A 17,073-nucleotide genomic window follows, 5' to 3' on the forward strand; every position below is an offset into this window, starting at 1 on the left:
TGCCTGTTTCACCCCGGTGCGGTTTTCGTCGTCACGAACCATGCCGATCTGCGACAGGCGCATGCTGCGCCATCAGCTCAACGACCCAATCGATAAACACGCGCAGCTTGATGCTGATATGCCGGTTTGGCGGAAATGCCACGTATAACGGCATCGGATCGAGTCGCCAGTCGTCGAACAAGCGCACCAACTCGCCGTGCGCCTGATGGGCTTTGGCCATGTAGTCCGGAAGCCAGAGAACTCCCAGTCCGGCCAGTCCGGCCGCGAGGTAGGCGTTGCCATCGTCGACCGCCAACACGTAGCGACCGTGGATATGGACGCTCTCACTGTTGCTATGCATGGCATAGGGCAGCGCTTTGCCTGCGCGCGCCCACAGGAAACCGACGATACGATGATGCGAATCTTCCAGCTCCCGTGGATGCGAGGGCGTACCGATGCTTTCCAGGTAACTCGGCGCGGCATAAACGCCAAGCTGGAGGTCGCCTACCCGTCGTGCCATCAGAGACTGATCGGTTAGCTCGCCGCCACGCACAACGCAATCTACATTTTCACCGATCACATCGACGATACGATCGCTTACGCCCATGTCGATCTGGATGTCGGGGTATCGAGCGTGGAACGCAGGCAGTGCCGGCACCAGGATCATGCTGGCCAGCGGGCTGGGCACATCCACTCGCAGCCGGCCCCTGGGCAGCACCGATGCACCGGACAGGCTGGTTTCGGCATCGTCCAGGTCGGCCAGCAACCGTACCGCGCGCTCGTAATAGACGGCGCCGTCGGCGGTTACGTTGAGCTTGCGCGTCGTGCGGTTGAGCAATTTGACGCGCAACCGTGCCTCCAGCTGCTGCACCAGTTGCGTCACGCTGGTCTTGCTCATGTGCAGTGTTTCGGCCGCCTTGGTGAAGCTGCCTGCTTCCACCACCCGAACAAATGCCTGCATCGCATCGAAACGGTCCATTTCTGCCCCAGCTACCGGTCGGATTGTTTGGATTTTACAAACAGTGATAGCTACGGTTGCTCGTTTATCGCTCAAGTACAAGCCCTTAGAGTCCCCTCATCGTTAATTCCGGGTCGACTTCGACCCGTTGATGGAGGCAATGCATGGCAAAGCGCGATGTTGTTTTTCCGCCCGGACGTCAGGCGCTTTATGAGCGCAATCGCTATTCGCCAGCGATCCGGTCCAATGGCTTTTTGTTCGTTTCGGGGCAAGTCGGTAGCAACGAAGACGGCTCGCCCGAGCCGGACCTGGAGGCTCAGGTCAGGCTCGCGTTCAATCATCTGAACGCGATCCTGATAGCTGCCGGTTGCACATTCGACGACGCGATCGACATAACCGTCTTCATCGTCGATCCCGAATCGACGTTCGAAACGATCTGGAAGGTTGTACCGGAGTTCTGGGGTAACGCGCCGCATCCAACGTTAACCGCCGTCGGCGTCACGTGGCTCTATGGTTTCCAGTTCGAGATCAAGGTGATTGCCAGGCTGCCCGAGGCTACCGGGAGCTGACCTGCTAAACCGCATTCGATGCGGATGCGTCACGCAGGCCCGGCAGCCAGCGCGATCAGAAGTAACCCCACGCCGCCGCCGACGGCCCCGATGGCTCGCGCGACATGCGCGCCTGCGGGTGCCGGTGCAAGGCGTTCGACGGTAATGGCGGCCGTCAGGACGGCCATGGCGCGCAGGTCCATGACTCCGATGACGAGAAGGATTGCCGTCAGGCCAGCGCAGCAGTAACCGCAGTGAAGGCCGAGGTGCAGACCGCATCGCAACGCCGTGACGGCATCCGCCGGTACCGACGATCGTGTCTCGGGGAATTCGCGACAGCAGGCGAGGTGATGTGCCTTCCATGCGGTGAACTGAAACGCGCCGGCGATCAGGACAACCACGCCGACCGCGATCGGAACGGCGCGCGCGAGTGCCGGCAGCCGCATCTCGAGCGCTGCCAGCGCGACGCCCAGCACGAATGCGGCGATGCCGAACGCAGTCCACACGGAGAAATACCCCATGCCCACCAGCACGGTCAGTCGGCCCGGATGCGCCACGCCCGCGCTGCCGACGGCCTGTCGATAGCGCCACAACCCTGGCACCAGGGATGGCAGCATCATCGCCGCCATCATTGCGATCCACATGCCGAGGAACGATGTCGCGACGCCGGGCCACGTCTGTCCGCACATCCGCATCCACGCCATCGACATCGTCCAGCCGCCGGGCATCGGCATCTCGCCTGCCGTCGACATGGACGCGCAGCAGCCGATCGTTATCGCTGCGCTTGCAGCGAAAAGCAGTGCCGAGGCGCCAAAGAACGCTTGCCGCGAAGCTCGTTCGGAAGCCATGGCTTCCGCTCAGGCCTTGTCGTATTCGTCGTGGCGGCGCCACCAGATGCCTGTTTCGTTACGTCCCTTGGGTGCGCGGTCGAGCCACTGATACATGCCCCAGAAACCATCCACGCCGCGCGCATAGGTGGAATACGTGTGATAGATGACGCCGTCCTCGAGAACAAAGGCGCTTAAGCCCGGCCTGTCGCGCGCGTATGTGGGTGCGTCGGTTCCGCAGCTGGCCGCCAACCGGACGACGGGCTCCGGAGCGGTTTTCGCGTCCATGGCATGGCCACCGCGCTGGTAGTTGTATTCGACAGTGCCTTCGCGATCTTGCTCCTCGGTAAACGAGATATTGAAGTCGAAGTTGAAGTCGCTGCCAAGCGAGGACGCCCACGGAAACGTCCATCCCATCCGCTGCTTGTACGCCTGCAACTTCGCGAGTGGCGCCCGCGACACCGCCGACACCATGACGTCGTGGTTCGCCAGGTGAACGGCAACGCCGTTAAGGCCGTCCGCGATCGACGAGCAGGACGGGCACCCCGCCGTGTAGTCGGGCCCGAACATGAAGTGATAGACGAGAAGCTGCGAGCATCCTCTGAAGAGGTCCGCCAGCGAAACGCTTCCTTCGTAAGTCTCGAATCGGTAGTCCTTGTCGATCCGAACCCACGGCAGTTCCTGCCGCCGCCGCGCCATCTCGTCGCCGTGCCGCGTATGTTCCTTTTCGGCCCGAAGCAGATCGATACGCGCTGCCAGCCATTCTTCGCGAGTTCCGGTCGTGTGTGTCGTCATCGTCTTCTCTCCAGACCTGTGGGTTGGTGGTCGTGAGATAGACTGGAACCGGGGACCCGAACGGTGGGAGTGACAAGTGTGGCGGGATTCAGATGGACTCGCTGATCACGGCCGCGGCACGCGCGCTCGCCGCGGGTGATCCCTTCGGCGCACTGAATCGCGTCGCCTTGCGCGACGATGCGCCTGCGATGGCGCTTCGGGGCATCGCGATGGCCCAGCTCGGCGATTTCGTTCGGGCGAAGGCGCTCATGCGCAGTGCGGCGCGCGCCTTCGGTTCCAAAGAAGCCGTAGCCCGCGCGCGATGTGTCGTCGCCGAAGCCGAGATCGCGCTCGTTTCGCGCGACCTGGGCTGGCCTGCGAAGGCGCTCGATGCGGCACGGGCGACGCTCGAGGCGCATGGCGACCGGGTGAACGCCGCGCATGCGCGTTATCTCGACGTCCGGCGCCTGCTTCTTATCGGTCACCTCGACGAGGCCGAGCGCAAGCTTGCCGAGTGCGATCCCGCGCATCTGCCGCCCGCATCGCAAGCCGCCCGCGAACTGCTCGTCGCGGGGCTCGCGATGCGCCGCCTCCGGACGAAGGCGGCGCGCGCGGCGCTGGTCCGGGCCGCGCGTGCCGCACGCCAGGCGGGTATTCCCGCACTGTCGTCCGAGATCGAAAGCGCATCCCTCGTTCTGAACACGCCGTCTGCTCGCCTGATGGCTCGTGGCGAGGAGCGCCTCCTTCTGCTCGAGGACGTTGAGGTGCTATTGGCGTCGAAGGCGCTTGTCGTGGACGCATGCCGTCATGTCGTGCGCGACGCACGCACGGTGATCCCTCTGGCACGACGCCCGATATTGTTCGCGCTTGCACGCGTGCTGGGCGAAGCGTGGCCGGGAGACGTGTCGAGGGACGCGCTTGTCGCACGGGTGTTCCGGGCAAAACGCGCCGACGAATCGCATCGCGCGCGGCTGCGCGTCGAGGTGGGGCGCCTTCGCGCGATGCTTGGCGCGCTGGCCGACGTGAGCGCGACCAAGCGTGGGTTCGCACTGGTGCCCCATCGCGCACGCGAGGTCGTCGTTCTGCTGCGTCCGGTCGAAGAGAAACATGCGGCGGTGCTCGCCTTCCTGGCCGATGGCGAGTCGTGGTCGAGCTCGGCCCTGGCGCTTGCGCTTGGAACCAGCCAGCGCACCGTGCAGCGGGCACTCGACTCGCTTGCGGTCGCAGGTAAGGTGCAGTCGTTCGGTCACGGGCGGGCGCGTCGCTGGATGACTCCGCCGGTGCCGGGATTCGCGACGACCTTGTTACTCCCCGCGCCATTACCGGGGGACTAGGATGGGAACATGAAACGATCGACAGCCAAGATCCTCCGCGAATATGGGCCCTTTCCGGGTGTCGACCGTGTGCACGGGATCACCTATGACGGCAAGCAAGTCTGGCTTGCCGCCGGGGATACATTGAACGCTTTCGACCCGGCGAGCGGTAAGACGCTGCGCTCGATCGATGTCGCCGCGCATGCGGGTACGGCCTTCGACGGCCAGCATATTTTTCAGATCGCCGAAGATCGCATCCAGAAGATCGACCCGGATACCGGCCAGGTGCTCGCTACGATCCCCGCACCCGGTGGTGGTGGCGACTCGGGGCTGGCATGGGCCGAAGGGTCGCTCTGGGTAGGGGAATATCGGGAGCGGAAAATCCATCAGGTCGATCCCGAGACAGGGAGGATTCTTCGTTCCATCGATTCCAGCCGCTTCGTTACCGGGGTCACCTGGGTCGACGGAGAGCTCTGGCACGGCACGTGGGAAGGTGACGAAAGCGACTTGAGGCGAATCGACCCTCTCACGGGCGAGGTTCTGGAGACACTCGACATGCCGCCTGGCACAGGCGTATCGGGGCTTGAGTCCGATGGCGGAGATCAGTTCTTCTGCGGCGGCGGGGGCAGCGGGAAAGTGAGAAGCGTCCGCCGACCTGGGTGAGGCGCTGCGGCCGAGCTTCGATACCCCCCCACCGTCGTCCCTGCGCAGGCAGGGACCCAGTGCGGTGCATCAGGTTGTCGCGATGACGCACGATCAGCTCTTCGCGGTGACATACATCGGAACGCCCGGCACAGAGCCTGCCGCTACCCACGTCGCGCAATCACTGCCTCGTCCTTCCAGATTCACGCGCGCTCCTACCGGTCGCGACGAGGGTGGCGGCAGGCTCTTCCGGACGGTGGGGTTTGTTGTAGCGAAGAGCGGCAGTTTTTTGCTCTCAATAAATCGCACGCGTTTTTCGGAATAATCGGATGGATGCGTGGGTGAGGGGTTGCGATGCTTGCCGGGCCGTCGACTCCTTCGATGGCCGGGCGTAGAAACCCGATTCATTGAACTACGCAGGTCAACTCACGTTGCCTGCGTTCACTTCCGCGTGTTTACGGCGGGCGTGTCGGGCAGGCTTCGGCTTGGCCGGGTTTGGTTTGGTGACCGGTTTTCTACCCCGACACGTCCGCCACCCCGTGCAATACGGGTGGCGGCTCATCGGTCACATGGAGCCGTGTATGTCCTCTTCCCTCATTTCTTCCTGTCCCGTGTGTCGCGGCGACCTCGCCCTTTCCGTGGACGAGTTGCACGATGCGGCACAGATGCGACTTACTGCCTCGACGTCGATCCTGAGTCTGCTTGCGCTTTCGACCCACGCTGATTTCTATGCGACCGCGCTGTCGCAGGCGCTATCGTCGGTGCGGCGGTTGGTCGACGAAGCGGCAGAGCTCGTCGTGGCGATCTGGCGCGAGAAAGGTCATGTCGCCGACACTCAGGCCCAAGCCGCCTGACCCGGGCGATAAAGAATCGAAGGCATCCACTCCCCCTCACCGTCATTCCTGCGCAGGTGTATGGACCGGAGAGATGGTTAACAGATGTGCCAGGACATGGTTTACACCTCGACCGCCAAGTTGTGGCGACTCGAGGCCCAGCCCATGCCCTGGAAGGAAACCTCATCCATGTCACTTCGTACTGAGCTTGTCGCGGTGGCCAAGCAGCCCGGTCAGTCGATCACTGAGCTGGCCCGCCGGTTCGGCGTCAGCCGAACCACCGCGTACAAATGGCTAGGCCGCGATCAGGCGCACGAGCCCCTGGCCGACCGCTCGCGGCGTCCCCATCGCACCCCAACGCGCACGGCTCAGTCGCTCGAAGAGCGCGTGGTCGCCCTGCGCCGACAGTTCCCCCACTGGGGTGGCCGCAAGCTGTTTGTGTTGCTTCAGCGCGAGGGCCTGGCGCCTCCGGCACCGAGCACGATCACCCACATCCTTCGGCGCCATGGCCTGCTGTGGTCGCCCACCGAGCCGGCCGTGCATCCCTGGCAGCGCTTCGAGCATGCCGAGCCGAACGACCTGTGGCAGATGGACTTCAAAGGCCCCCTCCGTGTCGGCCGCGGTCGGTGCGATCCGTTGACCGTGCTCGACGATCATTCCCGCTTTAACCTGATCCTGGGCCATAACGCCGACATGACCGGCGCCACCGTGCAGCACTGGCTCACCGAGGCCTTCCGCCGCTACGGCCTGCCGCGGCGCATGAACATGGATAACGGCACCCCGTGGGGCATGGGCAACGGCCCCTCCCGGCACTTGTCCACGCTCGGCGTATGGTTGGTCCGCCTTGGCATCCACCTGAGCTTCAGCCGTCCGTTTCATCCGCAAACCAACGGCAAGGACGAACGCTTCCATCGAAGCTTGGACATCGAGCTGCTGCGTGGCCGCCACTTCCTGAATCTGACCGAGGTGGAGCGGGCCTTCGCGCACTGGCGCGAGATTTACAACCACGTGCGCCCGCATCAGGCCATCGGCATGGTACCGCCGGTGACACGCTATCGCCTCAGCCCACGCCCCTTCCCCGAACGGCTCGATCAGATTACCGAGTACGGCCCCGACGACATCGTCATCGGGGTCGATCAACGCGGCCGGATCAAACTACTCACGCGGCCGCTCGTGGTCTCGACAGCGCTCAAAGGTCAGCTCATCGCCGCCCGGCCCCGGCCCGATCAGGACGGTGTGTATGACCTCTATTTTGCTCACCACTGGCTCGATGTCGTCGACCTGCGACGACCGCGATAAAGTGTCCACCATGTCCTGGCACATCTGTTAACCATGTCTCCGGTCCATACACGCAGGCAGGAAGCCAGTGCGGTGCAGTGGGTTATCGCGAGAACGGTGGTTCAGCACTTCCCGCACTCTCGAAGACATCGCGCTCAATCGCCCTCCTACACAAGACCCGCGGACCGCCGCCACCCCCTCACCGTCACCCCGGCGTATGTGTACAGACCGGGGACATAGGTATGAATTCATCCAACAGAACGATATTCATCCAGGACTGTGCTTCATCTGTCGAAGAAAAGATAACCATCCATGGCTTCGATTTTGGGAGCGACATCTTCCGGCCAATAAACCAATCTGCATAAGTCCATCTGCTAGCCCTCTTCGGGTGGCTTCGGCGCCGGGCAATGAGATGATGCTCTCCGACCCGGTGACGACAAGCAAGCACCGGCCTGCGACCCACCTGCTTCATTTCTCCCGTCCATCACCCATGAAACCTGACAACGACACCCCAGCGCCCCACCTGCGGCCATTACGGCGCGACGAGATCGAACAGGTCTGGAGCATCGACCGCAGCGAAGTCATCCATCGGATGTACCGCCTGGAGCAAGGCGAGTTGCGCCTGTATCCGGCGTTCTTCGATATGGACGGCTGGCCGGAAGGCGAAGCCGGGCACTACACGCCGTTGCTGCTCGACTGCTTTGACCGTGGCGGCTGGTGTGCGGGGCTATTCGATGGCGAGAAGTTGATCGGCGCGGTGATCGTCGACAACCGCTGGCTCGGGCAGCATGCGGACGGGTTGCAACTGAAGTTCCTGCATGTCAGTCACGTCTGCCGTGGTCGCGGACTTGGCGCCATGATGTATCGCGCGGCGAAGACTTACGCGCGCAGTCTCGGCGCGAATTTTCTGTATGTATCGGCGACACCTTCGCAGGCCACGATCGATTTCTATCTGGCCATGGGTTGCGTGCCGACCGCCCATCCGGACCCCGCTCTGTTTGCACTGGAGCCCGAAGATATCCATATGGAAGGTCGGATGGATTCGGACGATTGACCGGTCTTACGCTGGTGGCAGTCCGCCTTTCCAGTCATGCGCTAGTGCTTCATCAGTAATGAAATCTTCGCGTACTGAAGAGCGTGTCTGGTGGTGCTCACCATAAGCAGCCACCCCATCCAGCCAGTGGGGATGGGGTGGCTGAGATCAGGGATGCGCCTGATTGGGGACGACGGACACGCCAGCTTTGAGCCACGGATTGTTTGCACCCGCGAGGTCCGTTCCATTGTCCCATTGGCCGTTTGCTGCTCGGCGATATGCGACGAGGTCCCCCGATGTGCTGCTGGCCAAAACGGCGGCCCGTCCGTTTCCGTCCATGTTGAGGACGCTCACGGGGCTGTAGCCTTGAACAAGGCCTAATGAGGTGGTCGAGGCCACAGCCGCACTGTCGTCAATGAGCCATGCAGTCACCGCCCCCGTGGTTGTGTTGAAGAACAGCAGGTCACTCGTCCCATCCGCGTTGAGGTCAGCTGCGCCGATAGGTGAGCTGCCGGTGGGAAGCGTGCCGAGCGCAACATTCCTCGTGGAATTGTCTGGCAGTGAGAGAACGGCCCGCACTTGCCCACTGGATGTGACAACCGCAAGGTCAGCCAGGCCGTCGCCATCGAGATCTCCGAGACCGGCAAGGTGTGACCCGACACCGATGTCGTGCGTGATGGTCTGTGAGGAAAGATTGGTCATCAGCCAGATGGTGACTACGCCAGTGGCAGGGTTCTCGAAGACAAGGTCATCGAACCCGTCACCATTGAAGTCGGCGGACCCGAACAAGGTCGACCCGGCTGGAGGTGCGCCCAGGGGTAGCTTGTTAAAGCCGCCCTCACCCTCGGAGAACCATACCGAGACGCCACCGCTGGCATCGACAACAAGTAAGTCGGCGCTTCCGTCGGCATTGAGGTCGCCGAACGCGCGCACAAGCGAACCTGCCGGTAGCGGTTCGTATCGTGATTTCAGGAGTGTGCCCGACTGTAGGGACAGGATGCCGGCGAGGCCGCGCGTCGTATCGATAAGCGTCAGGTCAGCAAATCCATCGGCGTTGATGTCGCCGGCTACATGCCAAGTGCTAGCGAAATTGTCCACCACGGCAACTGCTGCGACGAGGTTGGCGGCGTTGATGCTGCCAAGGCCGGTGGCGTAATCCCAACCCGGTGTCGCGGAATATGCTTCCGAACCTGCGCCGTCTGCCGACAATCTTCCCATTTGATTGTTTACCTGGCCCGCATAGCAGTCAGTAGAAGGTACGAAGCAGGGTATCGTCGTTGCTCCCAGCGTGATGTCATGGAACACGCAACCCCCAGCACTGCTGGTACCAAGCTCCGAGTCACAAGTCGCCGCACTTCCGTACCCTGTACCCGAACCGTTGTACTGGAGACGGCCAATTTGATAGAGCGAGTATCCGGGGCTGCCTTGCCTGCCACCAATACGCTCGTTGATGAGTGCTTGAATGCCTGCATAGGCAGGCGCAGCGAAGGATGTTCCGCCCGACCAGCTGAGGTTGTTCTCGCATCCAGGATTGACCTGGCTCGGATCGGTGATGCATAGGACAAGACCGTGGTGCCAGTACGTGCTGTCAGCCGCGAACAATGACACATCAGGTACTACCCGATTTGAGCCTGCGGGGACGCCAAGTACGCCCATCTGCCACGGTGGACGACTGACCAGTGTGCTTGGACCTCCCGCGCCTGCATAGGTGCCCCCAGGAGCAAACCCGCTGTTGCAAAACTGCTCACGCGTCGAGAAAGTCGAGGCATACCGAGAGTATCCCTGCTGTGACATACAGCTAGCGTTCCACGCCATCTCAGGAATATAAGACAGCGCAGACTGATAGCCGTTTGCGGGTGTTCCGCCGACCGTCACATCCCAGTATTGCGATACGACGTCCTTGAAATCGTCCGAGAATTCGGCGCCGCCAACAGCCACCACGTGCGGACTTGCCGCAAAGGCATTAATGCTCTTTCCCTGCGTCGCCCAAGCGGTGTTTTCCGCGCACATCCCCGCACCAAAATCTCCTGACGAGACGATGACAGCAACACCTTCCGCAGCGGCCTGCTTCCACACTTCGCCAATGTCGCTTGAGGAGGTCTGCAGGATGTCCTTTTCGCAAGTGCTGTAGCTGACACTGATGATATGGGGTGGCGTTGGGGAATCGACGAGATTGCGGATGGCCACCGTACGCCCGTCGTAGGCGAGGTTCCCACTGCTGTCGAGCACATGGGCGCACGATGCCAGCTGGATGGTGGCCAGGGGCGCGGCGGCACCCGCCCATTCCACATCAACCGTCGGTTCAAGGGTGTCATTTATGGTCGCCCCGGCCAGCGAAGGCGCCGTACAGTTTCCTGGATGGACGCGTTGCAGGGAGGATGGTGGTAGTCCGAATACCGATCTGAACGATTGCCAGTCATCGTCGCGCACATCCGAGGCCGAAACCACGGCAATCGTCTGCCCGCTGCCCTGGAGCCCCTGATTCCACAGCGGTTCGATGTTGTAGACGCGTGCCAGGTCGTGTGGGGTGACGAGTGTATAGATTGAGCCCGAGTAAGGTATGGTCAGCTGCGGTTGCACCCGGTCCTTTCCAGAACGTGCAAAGGCCTCTTGGACAGTGGTGCGCTGGCCACTGAGACGGGCCTGGGCTTCGACAACGGGTGGACTAAGCGCAACGCCTTCGATCAGTCTTGCCACGGATGATGGGACTGAAGGGGTTGCGGAAAAATCGCGCACGTGAAACCGGCTCGCCGACGCCTCAACGATACTCGATCCAAAGGCGTGCTCGAGTGCGCTCGCCGTGCCCTCGACCATAAGACTCCTCCTTGATTTGCTGATCGAGGAGACAGTGAGACCGTATTCTTTCGCCCACGCTGCGAGTGTTGCCACGTCCTGACGCGAGGGGCCAAAGGCCTCGCCATAGGCCTCAGCGGTTACCCACTTACGGTAATTCGGCGAGCGGGGATTGTGCTGTTGCTGGAGTAAGGATTCGAGGGCCTCAGCCTGTTCCGGCGACCGCCTCAAGGTCAGTGTCACCCCGCGCAGGATGGTCTCGGGACGAACCGGGCGGATGAGTTCAGGACGCAGTGCTCGATGAGAACCTTCGAGTTTGACCCGCTGACTGGACGCACCGGTAGTCAGGGCGGGGAACGCCTGTGCTGTAGCTGTCACAGTGGTCCAGGCGACCAATCCGAAAAGTACCAAGGCAAGACGTTGCATCATCACTTCATCCTTGTCTGACGCGGAGAGCGGGAGGTTTTTACAACAGGGTCTCGACCCCTATAGTTGGGGGCAGGTGCACGTTCGGATTCTGGGTGTTGGCCTTGCATCGGTCCAGCCAACGCTTAGCGACCTCATCGGGTGTCCATTCCGGATGCTCATAAATCTCCCGGACCAGCCGGTTATGCACACGGGTCTGGATGGCGGACAGATCGACGCTGCTGCCTGGTGGCGGCAAGACGGCCTTTTGAAACTGAGTATCCATGGGACGGCCCTGATCGCGCCGACGAGTCACGCCGGCATAGGTGTCAGGCCCGGCGTAACACGTCGGAAGGTGTACGCGCATGTCGGGTATCGCGGCCTGCACGCTGATGGCTGGCCACATCAGGGCGCAAACCAGAAGCCAGCGGATCCGCATTCTGCAAGGGCAATCCATATGCACGTTCCCCATTGTCCGGTGCTTAGTGTCGCTGCCGCATGACCATTGATGTGTGACGCCGCGCAGAGTTTACGCGGCGTGGTCGCGCTGGTCGGGGCGCTGTCCGAGACTCGGACAAATCCTCATGCGTTGACATTGGGAATGTGGGCAAAGGGACATAAGGGGGCAGCGAAACCGGGACGGAGGCGGTTAAGCTCATTCACTACCACCGTCCCGGTTCTCCCTTCACTTTACCTTAATCTCGGCGCCAAAACGGCAGCGAGCCCGTCCGCCGTGCCCGGAACACGCGTCAAATGCGGATAACGCAACGGACCCCGATAAGGGATTTCGACCGTGGATGTCTCATCGTCGACGTCGATGGAAAGACGAATCGGCTTCTGCGTGGAAGTCGCTATCGCTGCCTTTAGGCTCTCTGGAGAAAAGGGCTTGCCATCCACCTCGGCGATGCGCGTACCTATGCCGAGACCGGCACGAAAAGCCGGTCCTTCCCAGGCCAGCGAACGCACATTGCCTTTCGCATCGACCGTAAGCCCGATGCTGAAGGTGAAATCGGTCGTGCCATTGTCCTGTTCGTTCTGCAAAAAATAGGGAGTTGGCGTTTCGGTAAACGTCAGCGCATAGCCGTTTTTCGATAGGCCATCCAGCAAGCCGCTATCGTCATGGCTGTTCAATTTTTTCTTCAGGAAGGCCGCCCAGTCATTGGGTGCGATGCGATCCAGCGCACGACAGAGGTCCGCGAACGAATACGTACTGGTCTGAGTCGCGTCGGCGCCCTGGAAGAAGGTGCGTGCCAAATCATCCAGCGACCGCCGGCCTCCGCTTTTCCGGCGCACGACGGCGTCGACATCCAGCCAGAACAGCGGACCTTCAAGGTAGTAATCCTCGCGCCGTTGCCAGTCTGTCCAGGTGACGTGGTGGCCGGCGTCAAAGACGGGATCGAGGCTGCTGTCCGCCAACGATTTCCACGCCCTGCCTTTGCGTGCTTGCACCATGGCGGCCTCAAAGGCCCATTGATCCAGTGTGTCCTGGCGCGAACGGTGACCGAAACGCGCCGCCAACACTTCGCCCCAGAACTGCGTCTGGCCTTCGTAAACCCACAGCATGCTGTCGTCGGAAGGTGTGTTGAAGTCCGGCATCCACAGGCCTTCGGGCACGCGGTGCTTCCCGTTCCACGCATGCACTAACTCGTGCCATATCAGATCGCGATCAAGCAGATGGTCTCGCTCATTCGTAAAGAAATCCGCCGAGAGATTGTTCTCGGCGGACTCAAGGTGCTCGGTGCCGCCGGGGCCGGGAAACACATCGCTTAAGCTGACCAACATGTCATATCGCTTCCACGGCGGCGCACCGAAAAGGCGTTCGGTCCCCTCGACGGTTTGACTGAACCGGGCGATCGCCGCATCGCCGATGGCCAGATTCGACGGCGCGTCCGCCAGCAAATCGAGGAACACCGGATGCGAGCCAGTGGTGAGCTGTATGCGCCGGGTATGTAGCCCGGCATATACCGGCGAATCGACCAGCGTTTCAAGTGAAACAGGGTCGAAATGCAGCGTGTCGCCGGATACATGGCTTGTGTTCAACGCAGAGAAAGCAGTAAACCCATGCGGTAGTGTCAGCACGGCAATAAACGGGATGTCACGGACGTAATATCCCGCTGGATATAGCAGCATCGATTGCCATGGCACGTTAATGAGTGCCGGGGTCATCGACAACGCACCCTCACGTTTTGTCGCCGGGGACAGGAACTGGAACTGAAGATCCAGCATGTGCACGTCGTCAGGCACGCGAACTTTAAACGCGTACGTGTTGTGTGGGTCGCGCGTCCAGTCCAGATCCTTGCCGCCACCGCGAATCATCAGGCCCGCCAACCGACTGACCGAACCCGTTGGCGCATGCGATGCGGTTTCCCACTGTGGATACAGAAGCGTCGTCACGGACCCGGGCGCAACGGGAATCGACTCGTGGACCTGGTAAATCTTGTGCCGGGTATCCGTTGCATCTACGTCGAGCGTCACCGTGCCGGGATAGGTCCGGTCGACAGCCGGAGGGAGCGACGACATGGGCGCGCTTGCCAGTGGTCCGGTAGTGCCGAGTGCGGGGCCCGCTACCCATAGCGCCAGCACAACCATGTATCGCTTGTGCATCACGGCGCCTTAGTAAGAAAGAAGCGCTCAAGCTAACTTAGACTTGCGCCCTTTTAATGAATGACGGTTGTCCGAAGACGTGTGCCGTACGAGGCAGCGCGCTGAGCAACTGTCCAGCCCGCTCAAGGCGCCTTCGCAATATCCTCGGCGCCGAGTTCCCGCACGACAACGTCCACGAAGCTGCGAAGCTTCGTGGTCAGCCGCCGGTCGGCGTGGAACAGCAGGTGCATCGGTAGCGAAGGGGTGTCGAAGTCCGGAAGAATCCGGACGAGCTCGCCTCTGGCGAGGGCAGTTCGCGCGAGATCTTCAGCGATGAAGGCGATGCCGAACCCTTCGAGCGCTCCCGAGAGCAACGCAGCGGCATTGTTCACTTGTAGCTGACTGCGAGCCTGGACGTCGATTTTGCGACCGTCGCGCAAGAATCGCCAATCGGCTGACGGTACCCGTGTGCTGACATAGCCAAGACATTCATGTGCCTTCAGATCTGTCGGGTCGCGCGGGGTTCCGCGTTGACTGAGGTACACCGGCGATGCGCAGGCGACCAGACGGAATGGACGCAGCGCGCGTGCCGTCAGCGACGAGTCTGCCAGCTGGCCGATCCGGAAGACGGCCTCGAAACCTTCCTCGACCAGATCGACATATCGGTCGGTGAGGATCAACTCGATCTCGACATTGGGATACTGCCGCAGGTAGCGGGTCACGAGAGGCATAAGCGTGTGGGTGCCGAACGACACCGGGGCATTGACCCGCAGGCGCCCGCGCGGGATGCCGGTGGCGTTGTCGCTTGCGGCATCTGCCCATTCAGCCTCTGCCAGCACCAGCTTGCAGCGCTCGTAGTAGGTCTTGCCGATCTCGGTGAGGCTCTGGCGCCGGGTCGTGCGGTTGAGAAGCCGCGTCCCGAGGCGAGCTTCGAGGTAACCGATATGTTTGGCGACCATCTGTGGCGACATTGCCAGGGCGGAGGCGGCCGCGGCGAACGATCCCAGATCCGCGGCCCTGACGAATGTTGCCATGCTGGCAAGTCGGTCCATTCACAACTCCGGGTGGGGAGACTGATGCTTTATTGGCGAGTTATTGCCGAATATATAGTCAATAGACTCCATCCTATCGGATGTCATGTCGACATCAGCGAAGGAATGGGCATGAAAATTGGAATCATCGGATCGGGCAACATCGGCGGCGCCCTGACGCGCCTTTTCCGCGCGGCCGGCTACGAAGTCGCCGTTGCCAACTCGCGTGGCCCGGCTTCCCTGGCCGAGTTGGTGCGCGAGACGGGTGCACGCGCTGCTTCGGTCGACGAGGTCGTGCAAACCGCCGAGGTCGTGGTCCTGTCGATACCTCTGAAGAACGTCGAGTCCTTGCCTACGGGTCTGTTTGCCCGTGCGGCACATGGCGCGATCGTCATCGACACCGGCAACTACTACCCGCGTCAGCGCGATGGTCGTATCGGCGATATCGAAGCCGGCGCCACCGAAAGTGGCTGGGTGCAGCAACGTATCGGGCACCGCGTCGTCAAGGCATTCAACTCGATCCTGGCGCAGAGTCTCCTTGAGAACGGACAGCCCGGAGGCACGCCAGGGCGGATTGCGCTGTCGGTCGCTGGCGACGAGGCCGACGAAAAAACGGTGGTCATGAAGCTGCTTAACGACATCGGGTTCGACACCGTGGATGCCGGCACGATCGCCGACTCCTGGCGCCAGCAACCGGGCACGCCGGGCTACCTGAAGGACTTGGACTCAGCTGGAGTGCGTGCAGCGTTGCAACAGGCTCGGCGAGAGCGTAGCGCCGAGTGGTCCGCGACCGCGAACAGCCCGGGCACGTTCGAGTCACCTGTCTGATGCAGTGCATCTATATTGCCACCTGGATTTCCTATGAACCTCAATTGCTCTCTCCGCACCCTTGCGGCCATTCTGGCCGTGTCGTCGAGTCTGGTCGGCGTGCACGCAGCGGCTGAAGAGCCGCCGACGTTGATCGAACGGCTGAACCAGCCGGGCCCGGAAGCCCAGGCCCTGGCCCGACGTGTCGGAACCTGGGACGTCACGGTCACCAGCTGGGCGGCGCCAGGCGCTGCGCCGGTCGTTACGACCGGGCTTGTGGCCGAGCGCCGAATGATCGGGCCGATGCTCGAAGAGATCGTTCGACCGGGTCCGGGCGCCACAGACGCGCCGTTCAGTCGTGCCGACTTTCTGACCTTCAATCGGCTGGAGGGCCGCTGGCAGTACATGTCGATGGACAGCCGTGTCCCATCCGGGTTGATGTCTGCGTGGAGCCTCGATGCCGACCCGGAGCAGCGCATCTTCGTAAGCTTCTTGCCCTTCGCGACGACGGGCATCGCCGGATCCGGCGCTGGCGGGCAGATGTGGCGCATGGAGCAGGTGATCGTCCGCCAGGACGCCGACCATGACATGAAGGAGCAGTACTTCACGGCGGCCGGGGGAGCCCCAGTCAAGTGGCTCGGCAAGCGCTACAGCTACACGCGTCGTCAATGAACTTGACTTGCCAGTGGCCGGGCAGGCCGCAGAACAAAGGTGGCAATATGATTTATCGGTAAGTGATAAATCATATTGAGGTGGCCCGGCTTTTTCGTCGGCAAGCGCACGCTACCGCAAAGCAGCCCGGAGACTGGCTGCCAACTCAATGCGCTCCTCGGTGGTGTAGAGCACTTTCTGCCCCGCATGCAGTCCGTCGTTTGAGTTGCGAGGAAATACATGAAGATGAAAGTGCCACACATCTTGATCGCCGGCTGGCCCGTTGTGTTGGCGAGTGGAGATTCCTTCACACCGGAAGGCATTCCGCATAGCGTGCGCCAGCCGACGCGTGGCACGAAAGAAGTCGCTGCCAAGGTTGTCCGGGATGTCCAACACGTTCTCATAGTGGCTCCGGGGTACCACCAAACAGTTGCCTTTTATTCCGGCATAGTGGTGAGTCGGAACCAAAGCGAACACGTTCGCATCCACCAAGACAATGGCAGTTTCTGGGGCAGGCGATGGAAGCGTCTCAGCAATACGGCAGAACGGACACTCGTACCCGGGCGGAGCATTCTTCATTAAGGCCTAACTCCTAATTGACTCCATCGTGGGGCGTAT

16 protein-coding genes are annotated in these 17,073 nt (G+C 61.8%); 8 read left to right on the plus strand and 8 right to left on the minus strand.

The window, feature by feature from the left end:
* Positions 1 to 31: 31 nt before the first annotated feature.
* Positions 32 to 958 carry a LysR family transcriptional regulator gene (locus tag AC3IR3_RS00985; protein ID WP_489195204.1) on the minus strand — a complete coding sequence of 309 codons (927 nt, stop codon included), beginning with the start codon at positions 956 to 958 and terminating at the stop codon, positions 32 to 34.
* A 143-nt stretch (positions 959 to 1,101) separates the two neighbouring features.
* On the opposite strand from AC3IR3_RS00985, the gene AC3IR3_RS00990 reads away from it, so the two are divergent.
* Positions 1,102 to 1,506, plus strand: coding sequence for a RidA family protein (locus AC3IR3_RS00990; RefSeq protein WP_489195205.1), 405 nt, complete (start codon positions 1,102 to 1,104; stop codon positions 1,504 to 1,506).
* Between the two features lie 29 nt (positions 1,507 to 1,535).
* On the opposite strand, the gene AC3IR3_RS00995 is transcribed toward AC3IR3_RS00990, so the two are convergent.
* A complete protein-coding gene (locus AC3IR3_RS00995) occupies positions 1,536 to 2,333 on the minus strand; it encodes a DUF2182 domain-containing protein (protein WP_489195206.1) in 798 nt (265 codons plus the stop codon).
* 9 nt (positions 2,334 to 2,342) lie between these two features.
* Positions 2,343 to 3,107, minus strand: a complete 765-nt coding sequence (locus AC3IR3_RS01000) for a DUF899 domain-containing protein (protein ID WP_489195207.1) — start codon at positions 3,105 to 3,107, stop codon at positions 2,343 to 2,345.
* 92 nt (positions 3,108 to 3,199) lie between these two features.
* Here AC3IR3_RS01000 and AC3IR3_RS01005 point away from each other — a divergent pair, with 92 nt between their 5' ends.
* The 5 genes from AC3IR3_RS01005 to AC3IR3_RS01025 all read left to right on the plus strand — a co-directional run bounded on the left by AC3IR3_RS01005 (position 3,200) and on the right by AC3IR3_RS01025 (position 8,206).
* Positions 3,200 to 4,420, plus strand: a complete 1,221-nt coding sequence (locus AC3IR3_RS01005) for a helix-turn-helix domain-containing protein (RefSeq protein WP_489195208.1) — start codon at positions 3,200 to 3,202, stop codon at positions 4,418 to 4,420.
* A gap of 9 nt (positions 4,421 to 4,429) precedes the next feature.
* Positions 4,430 to 5,062, plus strand: a complete 633-nt coding sequence (locus AC3IR3_RS01010) for a Vgb family protein (protein WP_489195209.1) — start codon at positions 4,430 to 4,432, stop codon at positions 5,060 to 5,062.
* 560 nt (positions 5,063 to 5,622) lie between these two features.
* Entirely contained in the window at positions 5,623 to 5,895 is a 273-nt protein-coding gene (locus AC3IR3_RS01015) for a hypothetical protein (protein WP_489195210.1), read from the plus strand.
* A gap of 144 nt (positions 5,896 to 6,039) precedes the next feature.
* Complete coding sequence (locus tag AC3IR3_RS01020; RefSeq protein ID WP_489195211.1) at positions 6,040 to 7,173, plus strand: IS481 family transposase; 1,134 nt, start codon at positions 6,040 to 6,042, stop codon at positions 7,171 to 7,173.
* A 469-nt stretch (positions 7,174 to 7,642) separates the two neighbouring features.
* Complete coding sequence (locus AC3IR3_RS01025; protein WP_489195212.1) at positions 7,643 to 8,206, plus strand: GNAT family N-acetyltransferase; 564 nt, start codon at positions 7,643 to 7,645, stop codon at positions 8,204 to 8,206.
* Positions 8,207 to 8,353: 147 nt separating this feature from the next.
* Here AC3IR3_RS01025 and AC3IR3_RS01030 read toward each other — a convergent pair whose 3' ends face one another.
* The 4 genes from AC3IR3_RS01030 to AC3IR3_RS01045 form a co-directional block, all read right to left on the minus strand.
* A complete protein-coding gene (locus AC3IR3_RS01030) occupies positions 8,354 to 11,407 on the minus strand; it encodes a protease pro-enzyme activation domain-containing protein (RefSeq protein ID WP_489195213.1) in 3,054 nt (1,017 codons plus the stop codon).
* A gap of 37 nt (positions 11,408 to 11,444) precedes the next feature.
* A complete protein-coding gene (locus AC3IR3_RS01035) occupies positions 11,445 to 11,669 on the minus strand; it encodes a hypothetical protein (protein ID WP_489195214.1) in 225 nt (74 codons plus the stop codon).
* A gap of 404 nt (positions 11,670 to 12,073) precedes the next feature.
* Positions 12,074 to 13,987 (minus strand): M61 family metallopeptidase, encoded by a 1,914-nt coding sequence (locus AC3IR3_RS01040; RefSeq protein WP_489195215.1) that lies wholly within the window; start codon positions 13,985 to 13,987, stop codon positions 12,074 to 12,076.
* Between the two features lie 122 nt (positions 13,988 to 14,109).
* Complete coding sequence (locus AC3IR3_RS01045; protein WP_489195216.1) at positions 14,110 to 15,018, minus strand: LysR substrate-binding domain-containing protein; 909 nt, start codon at positions 15,016 to 15,018, stop codon at positions 14,110 to 14,112.
* 111 nt (positions 15,019 to 15,129) lie between these two features.
* Here AC3IR3_RS01045 and AC3IR3_RS01050 point away from each other — a divergent pair, with 111 nt between their 5' ends.
* Positions 15,130 to 15,825 carry an NADPH-dependent F420 reductase gene (locus AC3IR3_RS01050; RefSeq protein WP_489225034.1) on the plus strand — a complete coding sequence of 232 codons (696 nt, stop codon included), beginning with the start codon at positions 15,130 to 15,132 and terminating at the stop codon, positions 15,823 to 15,825.
* A 33-nt stretch (positions 15,826 to 15,858) separates the two neighbouring features.
* Positions 15,859 to 16,476, plus strand: coding sequence for a DUF1579 family protein (locus tag AC3IR3_RS01055; RefSeq protein WP_489195218.1), 618 nt, complete (start codon positions 15,859 to 15,861; stop codon positions 16,474 to 16,476).
* Between the two features lie 111 nt (positions 16,477 to 16,587).
* On the opposite strand, the gene AC3IR3_RS01060 is transcribed toward AC3IR3_RS01055, so the two are convergent.
* A complete protein-coding gene (locus AC3IR3_RS01060) occupies positions 16,588 to 17,034 on the minus strand; it encodes an HIT family protein (RefSeq protein ID WP_489195219.1) in 447 nt (148 codons plus the stop codon).
* Positions 17,035 to 17,073: the final 39 nt, after the last annotated feature.

Source organism: Luteibacter sp. GL_149, assembly GCF_057834065.1.

What these genes read in the sequence shown, in the direction of transcription:
- AC3IR3_RS00985 (WP_489195204.1), bottom strand. Translation starts at nt 958, where the DNA reads ATGGACCGTTTCGATGCGATGCAGGCATTTGTTCGGGTGGTGGAAGCA.
- AC3IR3_RS00990 (WP_489195205.1), top strand. Translation starts at nt 1,102, where the DNA reads ATGGCAAAGCGCGATGTTGTTTTTCCGCCCGGACGTCAGGCGCTTTAT.
- AC3IR3_RS00995 (WP_489195206.1), bottom strand. Translation starts at nt 2,333, where the DNA reads ATGGCTTCCGAACGAGCTTCGCGGCAAGCGTTCTTTGGCGCCTCGGCA.
- AC3IR3_RS01000 (WP_489195207.1), bottom strand. Translation starts at nt 3,107, where the DNA reads ATGACGACACACACGACCGGAACTCGCGAAGAATGGCTGGCAGCGCGT.
- AC3IR3_RS01005 (WP_489195208.1), top strand. Translation starts at nt 3,200, where the DNA reads ATGGACTCGCTGATCACGGCCGCGGCACGCGCGCTCGCCGCGGGTGAT.
- AC3IR3_RS01010 (WP_489195209.1), top strand. Translation starts at nt 4,430, where the DNA reads ATGAAACGATCGACAGCCAAGATCCTCCGCGAATATGGGCCCTTTCCG.
- AC3IR3_RS01015 (WP_489195210.1), top strand. Translation starts at nt 5,623, where the DNA reads ATGTCCTCTTCCCTCATTTCTTCCTGTCCCGTGTGTCGCGGCGACCTC.
- AC3IR3_RS01020 (WP_489195211.1), top strand. Translation starts at nt 6,040, where the DNA reads ATGCCCTGGAAGGAAACCTCATCCATGTCACTTCGTACTGAGCTTGTC.
- AC3IR3_RS01025 (WP_489195212.1), top strand. Translation starts at nt 7,643, where the DNA reads ATGAAACCTGACAACGACACCCCAGCGCCCCACCTGCGGCCATTACGG.
- AC3IR3_RS01030 (WP_489195213.1), bottom strand. Translation starts at nt 11,407, where the DNA reads ATGATGCAACGTCTTGCCTTGGTACTTTTCGGATTGGTCGCCTGGACC.
- AC3IR3_RS01035 (WP_489195214.1), bottom strand. Translation starts at nt 11,669, where the DNA reads ATGGATACTCAGTTTCAAAAGGCCGTCTTGCCGCCACCAGGCAGCAGC.
- AC3IR3_RS01040 (WP_489195215.1), bottom strand. Translation starts at nt 13,987, where the DNA reads ATGCACAAGCGATACATGGTTGTGCTGGCGCTATGGGTAGCGGGCCCC.
- AC3IR3_RS01045 (WP_489195216.1), bottom strand. Translation starts at nt 15,018, where the DNA reads ATGGACCGACTTGCCAGCATGGCAACATTCGTCAGGGCCGCGGATCTG.
- AC3IR3_RS01050 (WP_489225034.1), top strand. Translation starts at nt 15,130, where the DNA reads ATGAAAATTGGAATCATCGGATCGGGCAACATCGGCGGCGCCCTGACG.
- AC3IR3_RS01055 (WP_489195218.1), top strand. Translation starts at nt 15,859, where the DNA reads ATGAACCTCAATTGCTCTCTCCGCACCCTTGCGGCCATTCTGGCCGTG.
- AC3IR3_RS01060 (WP_489195219.1), bottom strand. Translation starts at nt 17,034, where the DNA reads ATGAAGAATGCTCCGCCCGGGTACGAGTGTCCGTTCTGCCGTATTGCT.